At 35.8% G+C, this 26,498-nt stretch carries 27 protein-coding genes, 2 tRNA genes and 1 pseudogene; 17 read left to right on the top strand and 13 right to left on the bottom strand.

Annotated features, from left to right (window positions below; genetic code table 11):
• Positions 1-13 precede the first annotated feature (13 nt).
• From V4B18_RS04595 to V4B18_RS04565, 7 genes and pseudogenes are all read left to right on the top strand, one after another.
• Complete coding sequence (locus V4B18_RS04595) at positions 14-388, top strand: hypothetical protein (RefSeq protein WP_455475299.1); 375 nt, start codon at positions 14-16, stop codon at positions 386-388.
• Between the two features lie 104 nt (positions 389-492).
• Entirely contained in the window at positions 493-1,224 is a 732-nt protein-coding gene (locus tag V4B18_RS04590) for an antA/AntB antirepressor family protein (protein WP_455475298.1), read from the top strand.
• A 14-nt stretch (positions 1,225-1,238) separates the two neighbouring features.
• Positions 1,239-1,769, top strand: a complete 531-nt coding sequence (locus tag V4B18_RS04585) for a hypothetical protein (RefSeq protein WP_455475297.1) — start codon at positions 1,239-1,241, stop codon at positions 1,767-1,769.
• 141 nt (positions 1,770-1,910) lie between these two features.
• Entirely contained in the window at positions 1,911-2,696 is a 786-nt protein-coding gene (locus tag V4B18_RS04580; RefSeq protein ID WP_455475296.1) for a RecT family recombinase, read from the top strand.
• Between the two features lies 1 nt (position 2,697).
• Positions 2,698-3,321 (top strand): lambda exonuclease family protein, encoded by a 624-nt coding sequence (locus V4B18_RS04575; RefSeq protein WP_455475295.1) that lies wholly within the window; start codon positions 2,698-2,700, stop codon positions 3,319-3,321.
• 118 nt (positions 3,322-3,439) lie between these two features.
• Positions 3,440-3,658, top strand: coding sequence for a hypothetical protein (locus tag V4B18_RS04570; protein ID WP_455475294.1), 219 nt, complete (start codon positions 3,440-3,442; stop codon positions 3,656-3,658).
• A 7-nt stretch (positions 3,659-3,665) separates the two neighbouring features.
• Positions 3,666-4,710, top strand: a pseudogene (locus tag V4B18_RS04565) (tyrosine-type recombinase/integrase).
• A gap of 1,113 nt (positions 4,711-5,823) precedes the next feature.
• Here the strand turns inward: V4B18_RS04565 and V4B18_RS04560 are convergent.
• The 10 genes from V4B18_RS04560 to V4B18_RS04515 form a co-directional block, all read right to left on the bottom strand.
• A complete protein-coding gene (locus tag V4B18_RS04560) occupies positions 5,824-5,997 on the bottom strand; it encodes a DUF3987 domain-containing protein (RefSeq protein ID WP_455476532.1) in 174 nt (57 codons plus the stop codon).
• Between the two features lie 230 nt (positions 5,998-6,227).
• The gene (locus V4B18_RS04555; protein WP_455475293.1) at positions 6,228-6,371 is read right to left on the bottom strand and encodes a hypothetical protein; all 144 of its coding nucleotides are present in this window, start codon (positions 6,369-6,371) and stop codon (positions 6,228-6,230) included.
• Between the two features lie 84 nt (positions 6,372-6,455).
• Entirely contained in the window at positions 6,456-6,644 is a 189-nt protein-coding gene (locus V4B18_RS04550; protein WP_455475292.1) for a hypothetical protein, read from the bottom strand.
• A gap of 559 nt (positions 6,645-7,203) precedes the next feature.
• Positions 7,204-7,485, bottom strand: a complete 282-nt coding sequence (locus V4B18_RS04545; RefSeq protein WP_455475291.1) for a hypothetical protein — start codon at positions 7,483-7,485, stop codon at positions 7,204-7,206.
• Between the two features lie 3 nt (positions 7,486-7,488).
• Positions 7,489-7,716, bottom strand: coding sequence for a hypothetical protein (locus V4B18_RS04540; protein ID WP_455475290.1), 228 nt, complete (start codon positions 7,714-7,716; stop codon positions 7,489-7,491).
• A 1,702-nt stretch (positions 7,717-9,418) separates the two neighbouring features.
• Positions 9,419-9,495: transfer RNA gene (locus V4B18_RS04535), tRNA-Arg, on the bottom strand.
• 39 nt (positions 9,496-9,534) lie between these two features.
• The gene (locus tag V4B18_RS04530) at positions 9,535-9,840 is read right to left on the bottom strand and encodes an ETC complex I subunit (RefSeq protein WP_455475289.1); all 306 of its coding nucleotides are present in this window, start codon (positions 9,838-9,840) and stop codon (positions 9,535-9,537) included.
• Positions 9,841-9,929: 89 nt separating this feature from the next.
• Positions 9,930-10,006, bottom strand: a tRNA-Pro gene (locus V4B18_RS04525).
• Positions 10,007-10,597: 591 nt separating this feature from the next.
• The gene (gene hdaA / locus V4B18_RS04520) at positions 10,598-11,293 is read right to left on the bottom strand and encodes a DnaA regulatory inactivator HdaA (protein WP_455475288.1); all 696 of its coding nucleotides are present in this window, start codon (positions 11,291-11,293) and stop codon (positions 10,598-10,600) included.
• A complete protein-coding gene (locus V4B18_RS04515; protein WP_455475287.1) occupies positions 11,280-12,500 on the bottom strand; it encodes an AI-2E family transporter in 1,221 nt (406 codons plus the stop codon). The genes hdaA and V4B18_RS04515 overlap by 14 nt, the downstream gene beginning before the upstream one ends.
• Before the next feature lie 167 nt (positions 12,501-12,667).
• Here V4B18_RS04515 and purM point away from each other — a divergent pair, with 167 nt between their 5' ends.
• Entirely contained in the window at positions 12,668-13,756 is a 1,089-nt protein-coding gene (gene purM / locus V4B18_RS04510) for a phosphoribosylformylglycinamidine cyclo-ligase (protein ID WP_455475286.1), read from the top strand.
• Positions 13,753-14,364: a phosphoribosylglycinamide formyltransferase gene (purN, locus tag V4B18_RS04505; protein WP_455475285.1), complete on the top strand. Its 612-nt coding sequence runs from the start codon at positions 13,753-13,755 to the stop codon at positions 14,362-14,364. Before purM ends, purN begins: the two co-directional genes overlap by 4 nt.
• Before the next feature lie 251 nt (positions 14,365-14,615).
• Here the strand turns inward: purN and V4B18_RS04500 are convergent, their stop codons facing one another.
• The gene (locus V4B18_RS04500) at positions 14,616-17,159 is read right to left on the bottom strand and encodes a response regulator (RefSeq protein WP_455475284.1); all 2,544 of its coding nucleotides are present in this window, start codon (positions 17,157-17,159) and stop codon (positions 14,616-14,618) included.
• 216 nt (positions 17,160-17,375) lie between these two features.
• Here V4B18_RS04500 and V4B18_RS04495 point away from each other — a divergent pair, with 216 nt between their 5' ends.
• Positions 17,376-17,915 (top strand): flagellar biosynthetic protein FliO, encoded by a 540-nt coding sequence (locus V4B18_RS04495; RefSeq protein WP_455475283.1) that lies wholly within the window; start codon positions 17,376-17,378, stop codon positions 17,913-17,915.
• A gap of 52 nt (positions 17,916-17,967) precedes the next feature.
• Here V4B18_RS04495 and dksA read toward each other — a convergent pair whose 3' ends face one another.
• Positions 17,968-18,384: an RNA polymerase-binding protein DksA gene (gene dksA, locus V4B18_RS04490; protein WP_455475282.1), complete on the bottom strand. Its 417-nt coding sequence runs from the start codon at positions 18,382-18,384 to the stop codon at positions 17,968-17,970.
• A 291-nt stretch (positions 18,385-18,675) separates the two neighbouring features.
• The gene (locus V4B18_RS04485) at positions 18,676-19,209 is read right to left on the bottom strand and encodes a flavin reductase (protein WP_455476531.1); all 534 of its coding nucleotides are present in this window, start codon (positions 19,207-19,209) and stop codon (positions 18,676-18,678) included.
• 146 nt (positions 19,210-19,355) lie between these two features.
• Between V4B18_RS04485 and rpe the strand changes: the two genes are divergently transcribed.
• From rpe to purL, 7 genes are all read left to right on the top strand, one after another.
• Positions 19,356-20,030 (top strand): ribulose-phosphate 3-epimerase, encoded by a 675-nt coding sequence (gene rpe, locus V4B18_RS04480; RefSeq protein WP_455475281.1) that lies wholly within the window; start codon positions 19,356-19,358, stop codon positions 20,028-20,030.
• Between the two features lie 10 nt (positions 20,031-20,040).
• Positions 20,041-21,342, top strand: a complete 1,302-nt coding sequence (purB, locus tag V4B18_RS04475; RefSeq protein ID WP_455475280.1) for an adenylosuccinate lyase — start codon at positions 20,041-20,043, stop codon at positions 21,340-21,342.
• 74 nt (positions 21,343-21,416) lie between these two features.
• Positions 21,417-21,965: an RBBP9/YdeN family alpha/beta hydrolase gene (locus tag V4B18_RS04470; RefSeq protein ID WP_455475279.1), complete on the top strand. Its 549-nt coding sequence runs from the start codon at positions 21,417-21,419 to the stop codon at positions 21,963-21,965.
• 167 nt (positions 21,966-22,132) lie between these two features.
• Entirely contained in the window at positions 22,133-22,897 is a 765-nt protein-coding gene (gene purC, locus V4B18_RS04465) for a phosphoribosylaminoimidazolesuccinocarboxamide synthase (protein ID WP_455476530.1), read from the top strand.
• A gap of 89 nt (positions 22,898-22,986) precedes the next feature.
• On the top strand, positions 22,987-23,226 hold the full coding sequence (gene purS, locus V4B18_RS04460; RefSeq protein WP_455475278.1) for a phosphoribosylformylglycinamidine synthase subunit PurS: 240 nt from the start codon (positions 22,987-22,989) through the stop codon (positions 23,224-23,226).
• Positions 23,227-23,238: 12 nt separating this feature from the next.
• Entirely contained in the window at positions 23,239-23,910 is a 672-nt protein-coding gene (gene purQ / locus V4B18_RS04455; RefSeq protein ID WP_455475277.1) for a phosphoribosylformylglycinamidine synthase subunit PurQ, read from the top strand.
• 308 nt (positions 23,911-24,218) lie between these two features.
• Positions 24,219-26,429, top strand: coding sequence for a phosphoribosylformylglycinamidine synthase subunit PurL (gene purL, locus V4B18_RS04450; RefSeq protein WP_455475276.1), 2,211 nt, complete (start codon positions 24,219-24,221; stop codon positions 26,427-26,429).
• Positions 26,430-26,498 lie beyond the last annotated feature (69 nt).

Raw genomic sequence — 26,498 nt, 5'->3', positions numbered from 1 at the left:
GAGGGGAGCAATTATGAAAAAGCCAATTTTTGTAAACTCAGATGAAATTTTATTGATCGTCTACAATGATGATGACCACGTTGCTAAATCAGGACCATTCTACGATGAATTCGAAATTTTGAAGGTTCTTGAAGGCACAGAAGGTGTTATAAAAATACTTTGTATAGATAATTCAATGAAATACTGTGAAGACATTAGCGAAGAGATTGCAGAAGCATACATCAAGGAAAATGATATTCTTCAATCCAACAGCACTGGACACCCTTTTATAGAAGAGAGCGATGCTTTTGATGCTTTTTATGACGAAATAGCAAAGCAAGAATATGAAGATGCGATGTACGGCACTTACGAGGTGCAACACCGCCTACGCCTTTCTGACGTTCTGTAAAGAAACCTAGAGACGTTTTAGAGAACGCTCTTTCCAATCCCATAAATATGAAACCTGCAATGAAAAGCTTCTTGCTATTCAGCTCAATGAATATGGAATTTATAATGCATCATCTTATAACCATCACAAAAAACACTGTTGACGGTGAAATTATTCAAACAGTAAACGCGCGTGAATTGCATGCGTTTTTGGAAGTAAAATCTGAATTTAGAAATTGGATTAACAACCGTATTGAACAATATTCTTTTATTGAGAAACAAGATTTTACGACCACGGTAAAATTTTACCGGGGTGGAAAATTAAAAGACTACTACCTCACACTCGACATGGCGAAGGAGCTTGCCATGGTAGAGCGTAATGAAAAAGGCAAGCAAGCACGACAATATTTCATTGAATGCGAACGACGTGCAAAACAATCTTTAAACCTTACAAATGCTCTCGAAGACCCTCTCGCAATTAAGAAACTACTTCTGGAAAGTATTACACAATTGGAAGATTTAAAAAGCGAAGTCAATGTGCTGAAACCAAAAGCAATGGCTCTAGAAAACTTACAACGACACGACGGTCTGTTTGGATTGACTGAAGCGGCAAAAATATTGGAAGTACAGCCAAAATTTTTCCTTCACTTTTTACAGGAAAAAAGTTGGATTTACCGACGTGCTCCAGGATCTCCATTGTTACCATATCAGGACAAGATCAAGAAAGGTCTGATGGATTGTCCAATCATCACCATTCAAAAACCTGATGGAACAGAAAAGGTTCTGCCTTCAACAAAGATAACCACCAAAGGCATCAGCATTCTTTCTCAAGAATTACAAAGACAAAGCATACATTAATAAAGGAAAAAATTATGGAAAATAAATACGAAATGACCGATGAAAAAATCGAAATTAACGGATTAAAGCTTTATCGAATTAAAGCTGTTAGGGACTTTGGAGATGTAAAAGCAGGTGATTTAGGGGGCTGGGTAGAGCATGAAGGAAACTTATCGCATGATGGAGGCTGCTGGGTTGATGGTAATGCTAAAGTGTTTGGTAATGCTAAAATACGTGACAACGCTATCATTAATGATCAAGCAAAAATATACCATGATGCAAGTATCGGTGGTGATGCAGAAATTTCAAAAAATGTAGAAATTTTTGACAATGCCAAAGTTGAAGGTAATGCACAAATTTCAGATGATGCTCGTGTTTTTGATAAAGCTAAAGTTTATGGTTATGCCACAGTCTACCAAGGAGCTCATGTTTCTGAAAAAGCTAAAGTTTGTGGTGAAGCAAATATTTGTGGTAACGCACGTATTTTTGGTGGTGCTATTATTTGCGGAACTGCCGAAGTTGACGGTAGTGCAAAAATTTCTGGGAATGAAACCGTCTTAAGATAAAGATTTTAGATCATGAGGCAGTACAAATTTACTGATAAGGTCACACAGCCTCAAAAGATAAAACTTTAACAACTCAAAACAATTTTAAACAAATGCGTGATTCACGCCACGGGTGGATTGCGCATAAATGAGGGATTCAATATGACCAATTCTCCATTAACAGTCATGGCACAAAAATATGGTTTCTCCCATGACGAGTTTCGAGAAACAATTATCAAAACTTGTACCAGCACAAAATACCCTTTTTCTCATGAAGAGTTTGCTGCTTTTATTTGTGTTGCCAATACTTATGGACTTAATCCTCTCACAAAAGAAATCTATGCACTCCCTAAAAAAGGTGGAGGTCTTATACCTGTTGTCTCTATTGATGGGTGGATTAAAATCATCAAATCAAACCCAGATTTTGATGGCATGACTTTTCAAGATCAGCTCGACAACAATGGCAATTTGATTGCCATCAAATGTGCAATACGTCTGAAAAACATTAAAGACCCTATCGAAGTCACCGAATATTTATCAGAATGCAAGCAAAACACAGATGTTTGGATAAAGTACCCTGCACGCATGTTGCGCCATAAAGCTACCATACAATGCGCACGTTATGCTTTTGGGTTATCAGGTATTTATGAAGAAGACGAAGCCGCACGCATTAACGGCACAAACCACAATACACAAAGCCAGCTTATTTCAAATGAAGTGCTTATACAAATCCAAAAATTAATGGATCAAACACAAACACAGGAAGCAAAAGTGCTTTCTTTTGCCAAAGTCGAAAAGCTTAGTGATATCTCTTATGAGAAAGCACAAACTGTTTTGGATGGTTTAAAAAGAAAACAACAATCACAAATGGCTCAAGCACGACAAGACACTACCATACAAGACGCTGAATATGAGCCAATCCCGCAAGAACAGGCAATGGCGGTGTGAGATGGAACAAAGAACAGCAGAATGGTTTCAAGCACGGTTGGGAAAAGTCAGTGCCTCAAATGTTTACAGTGTCATTAATAGAACAGCCAAAGGACTGCCGACAAGCAAATATGATGAATACAAAATCACACTCCTTACAGAGCGCCTAACAGGAAAAATAAGCCCACATTATGAAACCGAAGACATGCGGTGGGGTATTGAGCATGAAGAGGATGCAATTGAAGAATATAGCTTCATTTATGATACCAATATAACAAGATGCGGCTTTGTGCCCCACCCCACAATTGCAATGGCTGGTGCAAGTCCTGATGGTCTTATTGGAGAGCAGGGATTAATCGAAGTCAAATGCCCCAAATCAACAACCCATATACGCTTTTTTATCGATAACCAGATCAAGCCTGAATATGTCGCACAAATGCAATTCCAAATGGCTTGTACAAGGCGCGAATGGTGTGATTTTGTGAGCTACGATCCACGCTTTACCGACCAATCATCACATTTACGTCTCAAAATACGACGCATACACCGTGATGAAGAACAGATTGAACATATTAATAAAGCGGTCGAGACCTTTTTAACAGAGATAGAGCAAGACATGGAGCAGATATTGACTAAGGCTGCTTAACACTATGGGGGTGCTTTTTCCCCTTCTTATAGCACCCCCGCCCTCTCTCATAACAACTTTTTATTCAATGCGTGATTCACGCCACAAATGAATTGCACCTAAAATTAGGAGATCAGATATGGCTCATCGTCCACCGACTATAACCCAACCAGCAATTGCCCGCGCTTTAAGAGAAGCCAAAAAACAAGGAGCAGAGGTTGTGGAAATCAAACCAACGGGTGAATTGTTAATCTATCTCAAAGCTGGAATCGGAATTCCTAAAACAACATCCCATCCAGACAAATTATTAGACTTGCAAAAGAACGAATATTACGAATCTTTACTCTCTAAGATGTGAAGCACCCATGCCAAAACCACACCCTCCTCATCTTGTTAAACAAATTACCCAACATGGCAAAATTGTATGGTATGTACGCATCGGTCATGGATCGCGGCGTAGAGTACACGGCATCTATGGAACGCAAGAATTTGTTGACAGCTATAAAAGCGCACTTGCTGAATTGCAAGGCATCATCCCTCCTAAACCTAAATCAGGAAAACTGATTGAAGGCTCCTTTGCATGGCTTCTTAAACAGTATTTTAATAGCGTCAATTGGTATAGCCTCGCTAAAGCTACAAAAAGACAAAGAGAACTCATTTTAATGAAAGTGTGCGATTCCATAGGAAACCTTCCATACAGAGAAATCAAAAAAGCACATATTGCAGCGGGAGTTGAACGACGTAAAGAAACACCAACAACTGCTCAAAATTTTCTGAAATCGCTCAATGGTCTTTTTAAATGGGCAATCGATCAAGGACTTTTGGAAAATAACCCAACCTTAGGAGTAAAGAGACCACCTTTAAAAAACAAAGATGGCTTCACGCCGTGGTTAGAAGAAGACATCGACAAATATTATCAACGCTGGTCTATCGGTACGCATGAACGCGTCTGGATTAATGTGCTTTTGTATACTGGCTTGCGACGTGGTTGATGCAGTTCGGATCGGCTGGAAAGATGTTACAGATAATGTCATTCACTTAAAAACAGAAAAGAGCCAATTTAAAACAGATGTTTTTCTCCCGATTTTGCCTAAACTAGCCTCAACACTTGCAACTAGTCCTATCGGAGATGAAACATTTATTTGCGGAAAAAGCGGAAATAAACTTGTTAAAGAAAGTTTTGGCAACCTATTTCGTGAAGCGTGTAATGCAGCTGGCATAAAAAAATCAGCCCATGGGTTAAGAAAATTAGCGGCAACACATGCAGCGAATGCAGGTGCTACAGTTTCGCAAATGAAAGCACTTTTTGGCTGGACAGAAGATAGTATGGCATCTCTTTACACTAAGAGTGCGAACCGCAAAAGACTCGCTCTCGAAGCGATAAAAAAGCTTCAAAAAAGTGAGGGATAGAACCCCAAAAAACTTAATAGAATCAATAACCGCAAGATTCCTTCACATTAAACTAACACATTGATTTTATTAAAAAGTATCACCCTCTCTGGGGGAACCATTTTATTTTTAATAATGTAAATAATCAATAAATTAGTAATTTTTGTTTTTTTAATCCACCTCTTATTGCTTGATTGAAAGCGCTCAGCGGAACTCTAAACAAGCTATTGGAAATCTACGACTATGCTCTCTAAAAAACGATTACTGACGTAAAAGAAAAAAGTTCACAACTTAATAATAATCCCATAAATAACATATCAAATTTGCAAATCTATGTTACCCTATAGATAATCATTAAAAAATATTTATTTTAGCTAAAATACGAACTCTCAACACATTCAAAACCACCCTAAAAGAGGTTATGAGGATTTTTGAAGTTATAATTTCAAGAATTTTTATAATTTTTTTGAACATCGAAGCAACTAAACAATAATATTTGTTTCGTGGAGTCATTGATCTTTCTGCTTAAGCACAGCGGTTTTGCCTACTGATGACAAATCGTGTGGACTCACAGCTAATTTTCTTTCAAGTTCTAACATTAATTTTTAATTAATTGAACTTATCATTCATTATCAGTAATAAGTCTATGATTTATTTGCAAAAATAATACTTAAAAGCTATCAATGCGAGCTTTTCGTCGCGCTTTTATTATTATCATAATAACAGTTTTGATTAATATAAGATGATTTCTACCATATTCAGCAGCTGTGTTTCACCTTAAGGGGGAAAAATAGCTCCATTCTCATTGCAGTTATTTCCCTTGTTGAAATTGAATTTTTCTTATTTCAGTAAATTGAAAATCCTTGCGCTCCATTTTTGATAATAAACCGTAAATTTCATCACGAAAGAGTAACAGTCCACATGGATTCTCATTCAGAAATTCACCAAGTTTTTCCACAGTAGTACCATTCTCGATAAAGTGCCTCATTGAAACATCATCTTTATTTTTTAGCCCTTCAGTTAAAATGACCCGTGCGTTTTCACAATCACTACTTTTAAGAATTTTTGTAGCATTTTTGTCCTTTCTTTCATGTGCAAAGTGTTCAGTACTGCATCAATCTCAGCCTGTTTTTTTTACTGTTTCCAATTTTTATGCACTTCATCTTGAAAAGCATAAAGAGGAGCAAGAGCAGATTTGATTGCGGATGATTTCATTGTCGATGGTCGCCCGATAATCACTCCCCAAAGATTGGGAACGATCATCCAGTCATCATGCTGTTTTGGAACGACACGTACACCATTACCGATAATGGATGCTAAACCACAGAGAGCAGAAACAGCTACAAAATCTGCTGATGATTATCGACGGTCGACAATGTTATAAACATAGTCACATAATGCATCCGGAAGCATATCAGGCATGAATGGCTCTACGGGACAATAAGCTCGTTTTAATGAATTGAGGCTTGTTCCTCTATATTTTTAAGAGCTGTTTCATAAGGAATGACTTCTAAATATATATATTACTATTGTTTTGGTCATAATGCTTTCCACTGAAAAAACAAGACATCATTAAAATCTTTGCCTTGTGAGGCTTGCATCATGAAAAAAATCAAACCATTTTGATAGGCACGTGCTGCGAGAGTAAAGCCTGCTGTAATAGCTGCTTCATCTCCATCCATCGCTACCGTAAGGCAAGCTTTATTTTTGATAAATTGAGTGCTTTCATCCTACTTGTCGAAAGAGAAGCCAGAAGATTAACAGGCTCATGGAGCATGACCAGAAACCAGCGCAAGGACAGTTTCTATCTCTTCACAAACGACATAATGCTGTCCATCATGTTCACTTAAAAAACTGTTCCACCTGTAACAACGCCACCAGAATGTGGGCACACTTATTTGCAAGATTTTTGCACTCTTACGACAGTCTAAAAGTGGATCATGAATATTTGTCATATTTATTTTATCCTTCTTATTAGGAAATCAAATTTTAAAAACCAAAACGTGCGCTTTGAGATATCCACTAAAGATGATGAAAAAATAGAGGGAAAAATTATGAAAACTGGGAGGTAGGTTTGGGTCTTTTAGTGCTTTTAATATGCTTTAAAAAAACATTCTGATCGGATCCAAAATACTTTATTATTCAAAAACAATAAATTAAAATCTAAGAAAATTAGCTTGAATCTCCCCTAGATTAATGTTTTCTCATTTAAAATTAAGAACAAAAAATCTTGAAAAACTGTTTTATGAAACAAAAAAGGATGCTGATTGCAAACAAAAAGGACAATTTAGAGGAGATTTGAGATTAGATAAAAACCTAGAAGAAATTATCCTAACTTTTCTTTTTTTATTAGAATAAAGACAGAAAATATAAAAATAAACAATGAGTTAAAACATAGGAGAGATTATCTTAAATCTCTTCTAGAAAACAAATTAAAATTGAACTTTATTATTTATTAGCTTCTTTTGAGGAAGGAGAATTAGCCTGTGTTGGCAGAACACCTGCAGTAGGATTTCAATTAGCCACGCTTGCCAACTGACCAATAAGCCCTGTTTTTAGATTATCCTTCTCATCCACTAATTTATATTGAGCAGCATTTACAATCAGATACTTTTCAAGTGTTTGTTTGACAATTTTCTTTGGTGTAGTCTTCGTGATAGCTTCCCATGCCGCAACAACTGCTGTAAACTTCGGAGCGTATCGAAGATGATTGAAATCCATAAATTCGTATCTTTCTGTTTCATGAACATCAATGCTGGACAATAAAATTTCAGATGGTGTTACATCACGTAACAAAAATCATTCTTTCTCATATTGCGATGAAAACCATTTTAGCAAATCTTCAATGACGACAAGAGAGCACCCGTCTACAATTGGATAACCCAAAGAGGTATATTCATACATTTCACTCTCAGTTTTTCTGCTTCTGCGTTTTATTGGGCTTATTCCAATTATCAATAGAACTGAATCTTGTAATTCAATACGATCTTTACACAAAAAATCTTTCACATCTTCATCAAGGTTCATATATATTTCCACTTTTTATCTGCAAAATTTAACTATTTTTTCCTATAACGTGCAGTACCTAGCGCTTCACAAGAACACCAAGCTTGAATATAGCACGCAAATGCAATTCCAAATGGCTCGCAAAACACAAATGATGTGATTTTGTGAGCTACGGATCCGTACTTTGATAGTCAATCAGCCCACTTGTGTCTCAAAATGTACCGCATAAATCGTGATGAAAAGCAGATTAAACACATCAACAAAAATAGAGCAAAACATGGAACAAATCTCGATAAAAATCGCTTAACACTATGGGGGTGCTTTCCTCCCCCAAGCACTCCCACCTTCTCGCATAATAACTTTTCATTAAATATGTGATATACACAGGTAAATTTCACCTAAATTAGGAGACTTAATATAGTTCACGACGCCATAAACCCAGCCAAACATTGCTCGCGCCTAAATAGAAGCTAAAAAACAAGAATGTAAATTAATAAAAATCAAACTTATTGGAAAGTTGTTAATTCATATCGATAAAATCATAACACCAAACACCATGAAAAATACTTATAAATATTGACGATTTTTCACCACTTAAAAACGAGCAAAAAGAATACAGTTCCAATAAGGCTTGCCACTCTATTAACTGCAAAGTTTTAACCATGCCCAAATACCATCCCCCTCACCTTGTTCATGAATGTATTCACCATGATAAAATTCATATGATATGTTACACATTTCACGATTTCAAATTAAAGGAATCTATAGAATACAAGAATTTATTGATAATTGCGTACTTATCATAAAATAAGCATAAAACGGATCCTCAAAAAACATGAGGTACATCAAACTTACAGAAAGAATCTCTGATTGATCACTACACATCAATATTGACAAAACATGCAATGGCACAATCAATCAGAATCGATAAAAATTAAATATAGAATCCTAAGCAATGTTTCTAAGTATATTGGTGATAGCGCTTATAAACGCATAGAAAAGCAATATAACGCTATAAGCATAAAAAAGCATGACACACCTTTACACCACAGCAAAACATCCTTTTACGACTTTAAAGAACCTTTTCAATTGAACAGTTGATAATGCTTTTATAAACAAGATCCTGCCTTGAATAGTAAAGACCAAAATCTTTTAACTCGAAATATTTTACATAATAGTTAGAAGAAGATGTAGATAAATATTGTAATAAATGGACATGTGGTATACATGAGCGTGTCTAATTAGTGTCCTTTTGTACAGTCTTTCATCATAGTAGCAATGCAATTTTTAACCAGCTGGAAAGACCATAACGGGTAATATTATCTATTAAAAACAAAAAAAGCCAATTCACACGGATGTTTTTCTTCCAATCTTCTGTATTCACAGAAATAATTGAAATGAGTCCGATTAAATAAAGCTTTAGCAATCTGTTTCGTGAAACGTGTAATGTAACTGGAATAAAAAAATCAGAACATAAATTGAGAAAATTAGTAGCAACGCGTCTGTCAATGCAGCTGTAACAGTTTCACAAGTGAAAACATTTCTGTCTGTACTGCAGACAATATGGCTTCACTCCATACCAAGGAATGCTTGTTAGAAAGCTACTCGCAATAAAAAAGCAAAAAATTACAAAAATATTTAAGATAAGCAGAAAGATAAGTTAAAAGAATCACTGGAATAAGATTCCCAAACTTTTACATAACTTATTGATTTTATTTAAATATGGTGATCCCGACAGGATTCGAACCTGTGACCCACGGCTTAGAAGGCCGTTGCTCTATCCAGCTGAGCTACGGGACCAAAAATTGATCATCTTTTCAATTTAAAATAGCATCATCATTAATGTGTCCAAGGTTGCAGTCTATCACTGCGAAAGTTATCAGAATAAGAAACAGTACGCCGAACTGGTTTATGCATTTTTTCTACACGATAAGGGATAGCATTTTTATGTGCAAAAGCGATTGCTTCCTCCTTACTGTTAAATCGAATCCTTATCTGATTATTTATATCAGACGTTGCTGTATACCTCATAAGAGGCTCAAGCATTTTTGCCCGTGTTGGCTCATATTGCAAAAACCAAAAACCAGTATTTCCTCTTCCTGACTGCATGGCAGTTTTTGCAGGACTATAAATACGTGCAATCATGGTTCTCTTCCTTTGGACTACACAACACTTGAATAATGGCTCTTGCCATACCGCACCCAATTGGGTAAATTTTCTATATATAACAAAAATGGTCGGAGCGATAGGATTTGAACCTACGACCCCCTGATCCCAAATCAGGTGCGCTACCAAGCTGCGCTACGCTCCGCTATTTGCAATTGTTTTATGTATATTTCCTAAAATTTTCGTAACAGAAGTGCAAGAGAAAAACACATCTTTTTAAAATTTTGTTTCATTATCTTTAAAAAGGAGAGCTTTATTCTAAAATTTTTCCATTAAGTAACAAAGATAAAGATGATATCCACAAAAAACTAAATTATACAAAATAACAAATAATCTTTTCATAAAAATATACATTGTCATATTATTTAAAAATCGTTGTAATTGAATCAAACAATATTTAGTGAATATAATTTGAAAAGCAAAAATGATCTGAATATTACAAAATCTTAAAAAACAGTGGAAATTCCAATGTAATCCCTCTATTAACACAGAATTTAGTGCTTATACTAAAAACATTGGTCAAAAATCTCTGCTCGACTTCTTCATTTTTCCGTACCATTTTACAAAATACACAATGAAATTTATATTTTTAATATACATAATGATATAAATAAAAATGCGCTAATTTAAAAAAACATAGTAAAAACAAAAAATTAAACAACTATACTTTTCTCTATATATTGGAGATAATAACAGAATAATAGCACTTTTTATTAAATAATTTTACCACATTTATTTACTGAATTTGCATGTTGAGCACTTCACCAATGACAGTGCGCGTTATTTTTCTTTTTCTTTGCAATGCTAATTGATCAACAGAATCAATAACGCGTTTTAAAGAAAATAAGGAGCGCTCACAACGGCTTACAAGATAGGAAACAGTATCTGGATGAACTATAATCTGCCTATCCGAAAAAAATTTAAAAGCGATAGCTGTTAACAATGCATCGTCAGGTTGATTAATCTCAACCAACATAACTGAATTAAGGCGACTTTTTAAATCATTTAACGATAGATTCCACATAGAAGGCACTGTACGCGCAGTTATCAATAAAGTAGCTTGACGCATATTAAGATTTGCTTGCCTAACGCTATTGATTAAGTGAAAAAGTCCTGTCTCACTAATTTTACCTGTATCGATATCTTCAATTAAAAATGGTCTTCCTGAAGAAGCCACAGCAATCGCCTGATCAATTTTCTCTCGATGAATATTTAAAGCATCAGCTTTTTGTGCCCATACATTAGAAAAGTGTGTTTTTCCTGATCCTTTTTTTCCAACCAAAACTGCAATAGGTAAGACCCAATTTGGCCAATAGTCAATAAGTTGAAAAGCCGTACGGTTACTCTCCGTTACCACCAAATCATCAAATTGAAAAACTGTATCAGATGTGTCAGAAAAATTTAATGGCAATTGCGTTTCACTTTTCTTCATTTAACTGCTCCAAATCTTCACTTCTCAAATACATCTGAGAACTCAAATAAGTATGAAGAGCAAAACGCACTAATACACCAACTGCAGCAGCAGCAGGTACAGCAACAAGCATACCAGTAAAACCAAATAACGAAGAAAAAGCAAAAAGCGCAAACATCAACCACACCGGATGAAGTCCCACTGACGAACCCACAAGTTTGGGCTGAAGAATATAACCTTCAATAAATTGACCAATAAAAAAGATAACCATAACAATAATGATACAACTCCAATTATTTGGATAAAATTGAACCCACGCAACACCAACAGATAATATAAAGCCACTCATTGAGCCAATATAAGGAATAAAGCTAATAATACCAATAAATAGACCAATCAAAAGACCAAAATTGAGTCCTGAGGAAGTTAAACCGATAGCGTAATACCCTCCCAATATTAAACAAACAGTCCCTTGTCCACGAACAAATCCAGCAACAGCTCTATCCATTTCATGAAAAATACTGCGAACAGTCTCAAGATGATCTCGTGGTATCCACGAATCAACCGCAGCAACCATACGTGGCCAATCCAATAACATATAAAATGCCACTACAGGTGCCACTACAAATAGACTGACAATATCCATTATAGATTTTCCTGATTGCAAAAGCGAATTCAAAAGAGAAGTAATAAAATCAGATCCTTGTCCCAAAATTCCTTTAATATTATTTTGTAATTTATGCGGATCGCTACCAAAATAACGCCTTACCCAATCAAAATTATACTCAACAAAAAAAGTCTGCATGCGATTAATATAAATCGGCAAACCATCCTTCATAAATTGCTGTATTTGCCCGCTGATAATAGGAATCAAAATTATTAAAGCAGCAACAAAAATAATAATAATAAACAAAGTAATCAGGATAGTACCAAAAACACGATGAATACCAATTTTTTCAAGCAGTTGAACAACAGGATTAAGAAAATAAGCTAATACAATTCCTGCCACAAAAGGAAGCAAAATTGATCCAAAAACAAACATAAAGAAAATAAAAAAAGACAACGCACCAAGCCAAAAAAAGATTTGTTTTTTCATATTGTTTGGTAATGGTACTTGAGCGTAAGCAGGTATATAAGCCGTGTAGCGACCACGAACCTCATTCTCGTTAATTTTTTTATTCACTAACTGCAAAGCAGAATTATCGTGATTATCTGATATTTTGTTCATAAATGTCCCAAACAAATTTTCTATAAAAGATTATAAATTTCTTCCACATAGGTCAAGCAAAGCCATTTATTTCTCAAATGCTAAATATCAATACCTCTTGCAGAGAAAACTCTATCATGGCATTGCATAAACATCCAAACCTGTTTTTCCATAAGGAAGGCATTCTAATGAGCAATCAAGATAGCATAAATGATAAATCCAATAATAATGGTCTTACCTACGCAAAAGCCGGTGTTAACATCGACGCTGGTAACGCCATGGTAGAAAAAATTAAACCCTACATACGCTCAACAAAACGAACAGGCGCAAATGCAGAAATTGGCGGATTTGGTGGACTATTTGATTTAAAAGCAGCAGGTTTCATAGATCCTATCCTTGTTGCAGCAAATGATGGCGTAGGGACAAAATTAAAAATTGCCATTGAAACAGATATCCATGATACTGTCGGCATTGATCTTGTAGCCATGTGCGTTAATGATTTGCTCGTACAAGGTGCTGAACCTCTCTTCTTTCTCGATTATTTTGCAACCGGAAAGCTTGATCCTGAACAAGGAGCCGCGATCGTTTCTGGGATCGTAGTAGGATGTCAGCAAGCAGGAGCAGCCCTTATTGGAGGAGAAACCGCAGAGATGCCTGACATGTATGCAAAAAAAGATTATGATTTAGCAGGTTTTGCTGTAGGTGCCACAGAACGTAATGCGTTATTACCTTCAAAATATCTTACAGAAGGTGATATTATTTTGGGTCTTAGCTCATCTGGAATCCATTCTAATGGATTTTCTCTCGTTAGACGAATCGTTCAACAAAATAACATAAAATGGGATGATCCAGCCCCTTTTAGCCCTCAAATGAGCTTCGGTAAGGCATTTCTTACACCCACACGCATTTATGTCAAATCACTCCTTCCCGTTATACGTAATTATGAAGGAATTAAAGCTCTTTCTCACATTACAGGTGGAGGTTTTTTTGAAAATATTCCACGCGTACTTCCATCTTCTCTTTGTGCTGAAATTAATCTTTCCGCTATCCATGTTCCACCAATCTTTTCGTGGATTGCCAAACAGGGGAAAATAGAAGAAAAAGAGATGTTGCGCACATTTAATTGCGGTATTGGTATGATCGTTATCGTAGCGCAGCACGCAGTTAAAAAAATTACGCAAGCACTTGAAGCACAAGGAGAACATGTTACCTTGCTTGGCACTTTAACAAAATGCCAAGATAAAAGAATTGTCTGTAAAGGTGCACTTCATTTATGAAAAAACGAATTGTTATTTTTATTTCTGGAAATGGATCTAATATGCTTTGCCTTATTGAAGCAAGCAAACAAAAAGAATATCCTGCTGAAATTGTCGCAGTTATTTGCGATAATCCTTATGCTGCTGGTATTGAAAAAGCACGTAACAACAATTTACCTGTTCATATTGTAGATCGCAAAAGTTATCCAACAAAAGAAGCACACGAAGAATCTATCTTTACAATTTTAGCTCAATATCAGCCAGATATTATCTGTTTTGCCGGTTATATGCGTCTTGTTTCATCAAATTTCATAAAGCTTTATGAAGGACGAATTTTAAATATCCACCCCTCTCTTTTACCTTCATTTAAAGGTTTAAAAACGCATGAAAGAGTTTTACAAGCAGGTGTTAAAATTACTGGTTGCACTGTTCATCTTGTTGTAGAGGATATGGATGCAGGAAAAATTCTCGCTCAAGCTGCTGTTCCAGTGTGTTCTAACGATACTGCAGATAGCTTAGCACAAAGAGTGCTTCAAGCTGAGCATAAGCTCTATCCAGAAGTCTTAAAAACCTTCATAGAAGGAAATAGTACAACAACAGATGCTCAACAACAGCTTTTTTCCTTTTAACTATTGCTCTAAAGTTACACCTTAACTTATTTTCGCTCTCTATATCTTGAACTATATAAAAATTTTGGTGCAATTAGATCTATTATTTCATGAAATTTTGTACAAAATGTATTGTATTTTCAAATTTTCAAACTTTAGATGCAAAAATTAGTCTTATTCATTTGATTTATTGACTTTACGTGTACTACGGTTACCTTATTTAAGGTATCCTTACATTCCACTCTAAGACTTAAGGATGTATAATTTTCACTTTATTGTGCTAAAGTTTCTTTAATTGCTAAAGCTAATTGTTTGAGAGTAAATGGTTTAGATAAAAAACCAAAAAGAGCGTTTTCTGGAAGATTTTTAGTAAAAGCATCTTTTGCGTATCCAGAAACAAAAATAAATTTGATATCAGGATATCTTTTACGTGACTCTTTAAGCAAAGTCGGCCCATCCATTTCTGGCATTACCACATCAGAAACAATAATATCAACAACACCTTTATTTTCTTCAAGAATAGCAAGCGCTTCAACTCCACTTGCCGCTTCCAAAACAGTATATCCTCTCATTTTAAGCGCTCTGACTTCACCCATTCTAACAGAATCTTCATCTTCAACGAGTAAGATAGTAGCGGATCCTGTTAAATCTGTATTTTTTTCCTGCTCTTCGACTTTTTTAATCTGCTGGAAAATTTCTGTATCAATATCAGGAATATAACGGGGAAGGAAAATATGAAATGCAGTACCTTTTCCTTCTTGACTATCGCAATGAATGTATCCACCTGTTTGTTTAATGATTCCATAAACCATTGATAAACCGAGCCCAGTTCCTTTTCCAACTTCTTTTGTTGTAAAAAATGGTTCAAATATTTTTTCTTGTATAGAAGATGAAATACCAGTTCCTGTGTCTAAAATAGTTAGCTGTACATACTCACCAATAGCAAAACCAACATGATCAAATTCAGCACTTTGTTGTTTTGTAATATTATTTGTCGCAATTGTGACAATGCCTCCATCTGGCATAGCATCACGTGCATTAATAACCAAATTCATAATAACGCGCTGGAACGATGCTTGATCAACTTCAACACTCCACAAATCTCTCCCATGAATAATTTTTAACTGAATATTATTGCCTAAAAGAGGTAAAATAAGATTGCGGATATCTGACAAAAGCTCTGTAAAATCAACTTTTTCAGGTCGAAGCGTTTGTTTTCTAGAAAAAGCTAATAGTTGCTGTACAAGCGCAGCTGCACGATTAACATTATTTTTTATATTGATAAGGTCAGCATGCGCCGGATCAGAACTGCGATGAGTATTTAAAAGAAGATCGCATGACATCAAAATCGCTGTTAAAACATTATTAAAATCGTGTGCAATCCCGCCAGCCAATTGCCCAACCGCTTGCATTTTCTGACTTTGTATCATTTTATCTTCAAGTTTTTTTTGTTCTGTTATTTCTATGGCAGATATAACTACAAAATTTCGTGTCTCATCATCATGGTATGATGTTACAGATGTAACATGAAGACGCAAATGGCGTTCTTCATTATTTTCTAAAGCCGTTTCTATCGAAACTGGATAATTTTTATTTACAGTAATTTTCTGAAATGCACGCTCTAACTGCGCATGATCACGACGAGATATTACAGCATAAAGATTTACAGTTTTTTTCTTACATCCCATTAATGATGAAAAAGCACTATTTAAGTAAATTAGTTGTCCCTTTTGATCCGAAACTGCTATTGCAAAAGGGCTTGCATCAAAATACTCTACGAACGCGCTCGATAATTTTAATTGATAATTATCTTCCCCCTTTTGTATCTGTTGTGGCATCATCATAATACGGTAAATGGCCTTATCTTCTGAAGAAGAAGTCGTACACATAAAGCAGTCCAATATTTTTTTATTGCCTGTCTTGGAATTTAAACATAAAGAAAATGTGTAAGGTATAGAGTAGCCTGAACTCTGATGTTTGTTATTTTGCAAACAAATATCATTCCATGTGTTGTTAACTTTAGCGCCATTAAATAGCTGATCAAAACTATATTGACTAACAGTAAAATTTTCTAAATCATTTGAAAACCACTTAGCAAAAACTGCATTTGCATAAAGAATCATCCCTTGTGTGTTAACAGACACAAAACCGACAGGGGATTGATCCAAGTGATTGATAGCTTCTTGCAGATTCGAAAAAAAAGTTTCACGATATTCCTGCAAATGCGAAATATCAGTAATACGCCAAAATAAAAGCTTTTTTCTCCGCTTTGTTATCGGTTGAATAGAAATGCTATACCAAGCAGAATTTTTTTGTGTAGAATGGGAGAAAATTGGTTGCTCTACTTTTAGCTCTTCTTGCGCTGTCAAATTATTATATGCGGCCACTTTTAAACGGTACGAAAGCGCACTAGCTTCTGGAAGATCAGCAATAACTGCATAACAAGAGGCTTCAGGCTTATAGGTAAAAATTTTTCGATAATTTTGATTAGAATAATAAACAAAACCTGATAGATCAGAGACTACGATTGCATCATCTATGTTATTAAAAACGCTAAAATCAAAATCTTCATGCAACTGCGTCGCATTATATCTCAAAACCCCCATTCCTATCAAAATCAGCGCAGTAACCCCTATAACCGCTAAAGCTAAAAGAGATATCAACATAATTTTTTGGAAAGGATTTAATTGATAAAAAAAACCCTCTTCCCCCACAATAAACAAGAAAACTATAATAAAAACAATACAAAAAGCCAAAGTGCCCCAATTTACAGAAGCAGACGATGATCTTTTAATATTTTCAAAACCTTTATTCATTTCTATTTGTCTCAATTATAGCTATTTCTCACACTACAAACTATCTTTATGATCATTGTTATGAAATATACTTCATGGTAACATTGATCTAATAGTAAAAGCTACTCAATGTGAAAAGAATCATGTTTCATATTATTTTAAGTGAGTTTTAAAGGTAGTTTTACAAACTTACATAAATAAAAAACAATGCTTTCACTCTAAAATAGGAGGAATGACATGCGTGTCTGGTTATCAAGCCAAATAGGCACATCTGCAGCAAACATAGTCATAAGCCTTGTGCTTTTCATCATAATGATTGTAGCTATTTTTGCAATCATCGTATTCTTGTATCGTTTAAATATAAAAAACTTTAATATAAACAGAAAGAAGTGTCCATCGCGATTAACCATATGCGATACAATCACTATCGATCGTACACGTCGTCTTATTTTGATACGTCATGATAATACTGAACATTTACTTCTTATTGGCGGACAAAAAGATATTATTGTAGAATCTAAAGCCGTAAGCACAAGAACCACACACGAAAGCATCTATCAACAAAAAAGAAATACACAATCGACATTAACAGTGACAGACATCACTAAAAATCCAAAACTTACAAAAGAAGTACCTTTTTTCATAGACGAAGTGAAGCAGATGTATGATGACACCTCCACGCCTGTTATGAAACAACATCTAAAAGATTCAGCAATCACTGCCGAAATTGAAGGGCGACAGGAACCATTTTTATCTGTTCCTGTCCAGAAAAAATGAAATACACGATTATAGCACTAAACACTTCATTTGTTTACCATTTTGATGAATTTCAATCATCACGATAAACCTTTTCTCGTCGTTCGTGACGTTCTTGTGCTTCCAACGACAAAACTGCAGTCGGCCTAGCCTCAAGACGCTTTATACTGATAGGCTCACCAGTTTCCTCACAAAATCCATAAGTACCATTATCAATGCGTTCCAAAGCTGCATCTATCTTTAAGATAAGCTTTCTTTGACGATCACGAGCACGCAATTCTATTGTACGATTAGTTTCACAAGATGCTCTATCTGTTAAATCGGGCTGACCAACACTATCTTCTTGCAAACTTTCTAAAGTTTCACGAGCCTCTCTCAATATATCATTTTTCCAAGAAATCAATTTAGCACGAAAATACGCCCTTTGCCGCTCATTCATGAAAGGCTCATCTTCACTAGGACGATACTGGCTATCAACCTGTTCGCTCATGCCATAAACCTCCATATATGATATGTGCGGTTTATATATTGTGCAATACGAGCCAAAGCAAGAGCAAAATTCTTCTTATAACAACATACAGATATGTTTAAAGTTATTACTGAAGTTTTTAACTACTATTTTTTATAATATATTAATTTCATGATGAATTTTTTCATATATTTTTTGTAAATTTCAGCCGCACTTAGTAAAAATGCGCCTAAAAGGCACAGAAAATGATATCGCCTTTGGGGATGTAAAATTTAATGCATAAAAAACACTCCAATATGCAAAACAAAGCACTTACAATGGCAAAGTATGATATTTACGATTTACATATATTAAAGCATCTTTCTCATGACTACGATTTATTGCAACAACTTCACCAATTAAAACGTAGTGGGTCGCATGTTCGTAACAGCAAATTAAACGACAATCAAGTGACGCTAAAGCATCTGAAAGGCTAGGTGCACCTGTTAGCAAAGTGCTCCATTGTGCAAAATCAAAACGCTCATTTTGTGAAGAAGCGCAACGCTTAGAAAAAATATCCGCTAATGAGCGGTGTTTTCCTGCTAAACTATTAACACAAAAATTTCCATTCTCCATAAATAACTTATTTTTAGAATTATAACGCTTTAAGCAAACCAAAAGTGTTGGAGGATCATCCGATAAGGAACAACAAGCTGAGATTGTTACACCACGCTTTCCCTTAATGCCATTTGTTGTCACAATATGAACAGCTCCTGCAAAATGACTCATCGTATCTCGATATTCTTGCGAAGAGACCTTAACAATATGTTGAGGTTTAGGCATTAAATATGTTGTATTATTTGGCATATCTTTCACTTATATAGCTTTTAAAAATTCCAAGAAATATTTCACTAAAAGATCTATTACACATTCTCATTCTTTTACATCATAATATAAATGATATTTCAATACACAGAACTACATGTTAAAAAGAGCCAATCAAGGAGATATTAATGCCTCGTTCCCATCTCATCGCACCTTCACTCTTGGCTTCTGATTTTTCTAAACTTGGTCAAGAAGTATTAGACATTGTTGATGCTGGCGCAGATTGGCTTCATCTTGATATCATGGATGGACACTTCGTTCCTAATATCACTTTTGGACCTGATATCATCCAGTCACTACGTCCATTAACTAAAGCTATATTTGACGTTCATTTGATGATCGCACCTGTAGATCCTTATCTTGAAGCTTTTGCAAAAGCTGGCGCAGATATCATAACCATTCACGCTGAAGCAAGCCCTCACCTTCATCGTTCAATACAAACAATCAAAGCAATGGGAAAAAAAGCGGGGATTTCACTTAATCCCAGCACGCCGGAACATGTACTTGAATATTTACTTGATCAATTAGATTTGATCCTCATCATGACAGTCAATCCTGGTTTTGGTGGACAAAGTTTCATTCCAGAAATGAAAAATAAAATCAAACGAGTCAAGAGCATGATTGCTAACCGATCTATTGATCTCGAAGTTGATGGTGGTATTACTATCGATACAATCGGAATAACTGCAAAAGCTGGTGCAAATGTATTTGTCGCAGGCTCTGCAATTTATAAAGATGGAAATAAAGAGCTTTACAAAAAACGTATTAATGCATTGCGCCAAGCTGCAACCCTCTCGCAATAAGGAAAAAATTATGATCGCACGTTATTCTCGCCCAGAAATGGTGGCAATTTGGTCACCAAAAACAAAATATCGCATTTGGTTTGAAATTGAAGCCCATGCTTGTGATGCACTTGCTCAATTAGGAATCATTCCCAAAGAAGCTGCAGAAATTATTTGGGAAAAAGGAGCAACAGCCGAATTTAATGTAAATCGCATTAATGAAATTGAGGCTATCACCAAGCATGATGTTATTGCATTTTTAACTCACTTAGCTGAATTTATTGGACCAGAAGCACGTTTTGTTCATCAAGGCATGACTTCATCAGATGTTTTAGATACAGCGTTTAATATTCAATTGATGCGCGCCAGTGATATTTTACTAAAAGACCTAGAGCAACTTCTTGAAGCATTAAAAAAGCGTGCTTTTGAACATAAAGAAACAATTACGATTGGACGCAGTCATGGCATTCATGCTGAACCGATAACATTTGGAGCTAAATTTGCTCTTGCATATGCAGAATTTTCCCGTTGTCGCAAACGTCTTATTGCAGCACGCGAAGAAATCTCTACCTGTGCCATTTCAGGAGCCGTAGGGACTTTTGCTAATATTGATCCACGCGTTGAAGAACATGTAGCAAAAGCATTGGGGATGCATGTTGAACCCATTTCTACCCAAGTTATACCACGTGATCGTCATGCTATGTTCTTTGCAACACTTGGTGTTATTGCTTCATCCATTGAAAGACTTGCTATAGAAATACGCCATTTGCAACGAACAGAAGTTCTTGAGGCCGAAGAATATTTTTCACCTGGACAAAAAGGGTCATCTGCTATGCCTCATAAACGTAATCCAGTTTTAACAGAAAATTTAACTGGACTAGCGCGTATGGTGCGTGCATTTACAATACCCGCTATGGAAAATGTAGCTCTTTGGCATGAACGTGATATTTCCCATTCATCTGTTGAACGCTATATTGGCCCTGATGCCACCATTACACTTGATTTTGCTCTTGCTCGATTAACATCCGTAATTGAAAATTTAATTGTCTATCCGGAAAACATGCAAAAAAATCTTAATAAATTTCGTGGTCTTGTTCATTCACAACGCGTACTTTTAGCGCTGACGCAAGCGGGCATCAGTCGTGAAGATTCTTATAAAATTGTACAACGAAATGCAATGAAAGTCTGGGAACAAGGAAAAGATTTTTTAGAAGAATTGCTCAACGACCAAGATGTTGCACAAGCTTTAAGTGAATCAGAACTTCGCGAAAAATTTGACCTTTCTTACCACACAAAATATATCGACACGATTTTTAAACGCGTCTTTGGATAATAACAATAATTGCATATAAGAATAAATATGTTACCTTTAGTGCATGATCTAAAGTGCATTACAATGAAAGATCCATGAAAGCAAATCAACTCGATATTCTCATTATTCCTGGTTATAAAGGATCTGATCCTGATCATTGGCAAACACGTTGGGAACAAAAATTGTCTACAGCTCGTCGCGTTAAACAAGCCCATTGGTCAAAGCCTATTCGTGAAGAGTGGGTTAATGAAGTTAGCGTTGCCATTGCACAAGCTCAAAAACCTGTTGCTATTATCGCCCATTCATTAGGAGTTCCCACAGCTATTCATGCAATTGCACAGAATTCAGAAAAAGTTTCCGGCGCTTTTTTTGTTGCACCCCCTGATGTTGCCAATGAAAAAATACGCCCGCAACACTTAAAGACATTTGGACCATACCGCCGTGAAAAATTGCCTTTCCCATCCGTGGTCGTAGCTAGCCGCAATGATCAATTTTGTGAATTTTCAGTAGCCGAAAAACTCGCTGACGATTGGGGAGCACTCTTTATTGATGCAGGACAATCTGGACATATTAATGTAGAATCTGGCCATGGGCCTTGGCCTGAAGGGCTTATGATTCTTGCTCATTTTTTTGCAAAGCTTTGATTCCACAGAAGCAATTTTTTTAGCCTTCCAACGTATCCTTATTTTTTATAAAATCTAGATGATAAAATTGTAAGAATTATTGTAGCAATCATTGAGAATTTTTATCAATTAAGATAGTATTACTTTATCAGTACTGTTTAAATTTCTCAAATAAACAAAGAACCATGATGAATCGTCGTAACCGTATTTATGAAGGCAAAGCCAAAATTCTATATGAAGGTCCTGAACCAGGAACCTACATTCAATTCTTTAAAGATGATACAACTGCCTTTAACGCTAAAAAATGTGAAATCATTGACGGAAAAGGTGTTTTAAATAACCGTATTTCAGAACATATTTTTAGTCATCTTAGTCGTTTAGGTATTCCAACACATTTTATTAAGCGTATAAATATGCGCGAGCAGCTCATCAAAGCAGTTGAAATTATTCCACTGGAAGTCGTTGTCCGTAATGTTGCAGCTGGCTCTCTTTCTAAACGTTTAGGTTTAGAAGAAGGAACCGCTCTTTCACAATCCATTATCGAATTTTATTATAAGAATGATTCTCTTGATGATCCAATGGTGACTGAAGAGCATATTACTGCTTTTGGATGGGCAGCTCCACAAGAAATTGAAGATATTATGCAACTTTCAGTTCGTATTAATGATTTTCTTTCAGGCCTCTTTGCAGGTGTTAATATTCGATTGATTGATTTTAAGATGGAATTTGGTCGCTTATGGGAAGACGAAACGATGCGCGTCGTTCTTGCTGATGAAATTTCACCTGATTCTGCCCGATTATGGGATATGCAAACACAAGAAAAAATGGATAAAGATCGTTTTCGCCGTGATATGGGAGGGATTTTTGACGCCTATCAAGAAGTAGCAAAGCGTCTCGGTATCATTAATGAAAATGAGCCTCCCCGACCAAGTGGTCCAGTTTTAGTAAAATAGAAAATCAAGTGACGTAATGTCGCTCTTCTTTATACATACGAAGTATTACTCCTTAAAAGAGAAATATTTTTAGCAACAGGAAATAAAAAATGAAAGCACGCGTTACAGTTACTTTAAAAGACAGTGTCCTTGATCCACAAGGTGAAGCGATTGCTGGTGCTTTAAAGAGTTTAGCCTTCAAAAACATTCATTCGATCCGCCAAGGGAAGGTTTTTGATATTGCGCTTAATGATATGCCTGCTGAAACTGCAAAGCAAGAGCTTGAACAAATGTGCAAAGAATTACTTGCTAATACTGTCATTGAAAATTACACTATAGAACTTCTTTAAACGGATTACTCCATGAAAACTGCTATCATTCAATTACCTGGATTAAATCGCGATCGGGATATGATTGCAGCATTATCTCGTATAACAAAAGTTGAACCATTTAAAATTTGGCAAACAGACACAACAATCCCAGATGTCGATGTTATTATTATTCCTGGTGGTTTTTCTTATGGTGACTATTTAAGATGTGGAGCTATCGCTGCACGAACACCAGTTTTACAAGCTGTTCGTGAAAAAGCACAAAAAGGAGTCACGGTGATAGGTATATGTAATGGATTCCAAATTTTATTGGAAGCTAGATTACTTCCTGGTGCTTTGATGCGTAATGCTTCATTAAAATTTGTTTGTCGTGAAGTAAAACTTGAAGTAACGAACGCCAATACGAAGTTTTCTCAATATTATTCTAAAGGACAAATTATTCGCTGCCCTGTTGCTCATCACGATGGAAATTATTTTGCTGATAGTGAAACATTAAAAAAAATGGAAGACAATGAACAAATTGTTTTCCGCTATGCAGAAAATACCAACCCTAACGGTTCAATTAATGATATTGCTGGTATTGTTAATAAAGCTGGGAATATTCTTGGCATGATGCCTCACCCTGAAAATTTAATTGAACCTGCACATGGTGGTAGCGATGGTCTTCTACTTTTTCAAAGCGTTTTAGAAGTGGCAAACAGATAATGATAAAAAAGACTTTATGTTACTACTTAATCGTTTTAAATGAAATATCTGTATCATCTTCATCTTTCAACCATACGCGATAAATTTACGGATCAAGCTCGCTATGAACAATAATGAATATTATCTCGCTTTAAACACAAAAGTTTCCCTCAAAATCACTTTTGAAATTTGAAGCTACTAAGAAACAATCAAAATTTTAGCCTGTTATTTATAAATGGTTTCATTACCAAACAACACAATCATTGATAAGCTAAGCAGCTAAATTTAAAAATGATGAATTTCGATTAATTGGACGAAATGGAATACCCATGAATCTTTGTAACAACATAGCCATTACACCAGAATTAATTGCACAACACGGCCTAAAAGACGATGAATATCAACGTATTTTAACCTTGATTGGCAGAGAGCCAACATTTACTGAGCTTGGAATTTTTTCTGCAATGTGGAATGAACATTGTTCTTACAAATCGTCTAAAAAATGGCTTAAAACTTTACCGACAAAAGGTAAATGTGTCATTCAAGGTCCTGGTGAAAATGCTGGTGTTATTGATATTGGTCAAGGGGAATGCGTTATTTTTAAAATGGAAAGCCATAACCACCCTTCTTACATTGAGCCTTATCAAGGTGCAGCAACAGGTGTTGGTGGTATTTTACGTGATGTTTTTACAATGGGAGCGCGCCCTGTTGCAGCAATGAATGCATTACGATTTGGAGCTCCAAATCATCCTCGAACACGTCACCTTGTTTCTGGTGTTGTTTCTGGAATTGGTGGCTATAGCAATGCTTTTGGTGTTCCAACCGTTGGCGGAGAAGTAAATTTTGATGCGCGTTATAATGGAAATATTCTTGTTAACGCTTTTGTAGCTGGCATTGCAAAAACAGACTCTATTTTTTACTCCAAAGCACAAGGAATAGGACTCCCTGTTGTTTATCTTGGAGCTAAAACAGGACGTGACGGTGTCGGTGGAGCAACAATGGCTTCTGCCGAATTTGATGATTCAATCAGTGAAAAACGCCCAACTGTTCAAGTAGGTGATCCTTTTACTGAAAAATGCCTCCTTGAAGCTTGTTTAGAGTTAATGGAACTTGGAGCTGTTATTGCTATTCAGGATATGGGGGCAGCAGGACTAACATCTTCTGCTGTTGAAATGGGTGCAAAAGGAAATTTAGGAATAGAGCTTAATCTTGATAAAGTTCCCGTTCGTGAAGAAAATATGACAGCTTATGAAATGATGCTTTCTGAGAGCCAAGAACGTATGCTCATGGTGCTTAAACCAGAATTAGAAAAACAAGCAGCTGAAATTTTTCATAAGTGGGGTCTTCACTTTTCTATTATTGGAAAGACAACGAATGACTTACGTTTCCGTGTATTTCATCAAGGAGAAGAAGTGGTCAACCTTCCAATCAAAGATCTTGGAAACGAAGCTCCTGTTTACGATCGCCCTTGGAGCGCGCCTATTAAAAAAACTATTCTAAAAGTAGAAGAAATCAAGCAAGTTGAAAACCTTGCCGATGTACTTCTTACATTATTAAATTCTGCTAATCAAAGTTCACGAAGGTGGATCTATGAACAATACGACACACTTATACAAGGAAATAGCGTTGTCTGCCCCGGTAGTGATGCAGGAGTCATTCGTATCAACAACAATGATAAACGTGCTCTCGCCTTTTCTTCTGATGTAACACCTCGCTACTGCGAAGCTGATCCCTATGAAGGAGGAAAACAAGCTGTTGCAGAATGCTGGCGCAACATTAGCACAACAGGTGCAACACCATTAGCAGCTACAGATAATCTTAATTTTGGTAATCCCGAAAAACCTGAAATTATGGGACAACTGGTTTTCGCCATTAAAGGAATAGGTGAAGCTTGTACTGTTCTCGACTTCCCTATCGTTTCAGGCAATGTCTCTCTTTATAATGAAACCAATGGAGAAGCAATTTTGCCTACACCGACAATAGCTGGTGTCGGACTTCTCGATGATTGGTCTAAAATAGCAACAATCAGTGGTATGCAAAATAAAGATAGTATTGTTTTAATTGGATCTTGCGGCTCACATTTAGGACAATCAATCTATGCACGTGAAATTTTGAATATTGACGAAGGTGCACCACCTCCCGTAGATTTACAGCTTGAAAAAAAGCATGGACAATTTGTTAGAGATGTGATCCATCGTGGTTTTGTTCATGCTGCTCATGACATTTCTGATGGAGGATTAGCCATTGCGCTAGCAGAAATGGTGATTAAAGCAAATAAAGGAATTAAAATAAAGCTAAGTAACAAATCACCACATCATGCTGAACTTTTTGGTGAAGACCAAGGGCGCTATCTTTTAGCTATTAAACCAGATTCACTCAATGATTTTAAAAATTTAGCACAAATAAATGAAATCCCCATTACAAAACTTGGTATAGTTGAAGGTGATACACTTGATATAAAAGATGTATTACAACTTTCCGTATCTAAACTGACAAAAGCTTATGAAAGCTGGTTTCTAGAATTTATGGGTGAAAAATAAATAGATATTTGTTTCTATTAGTTATATGCTACTTTTACGGAAATAGTAAATAAATGGAGAAAAATAACC

The sequence above is a fragment of the Bartonella sp. B17 genome (assembly GCF_053795755.1).
The sequence above is the reverse complement of the archived record's forward strand: the minus strand, read 5'-3'. Positions and strand labels throughout refer to the sequence as shown.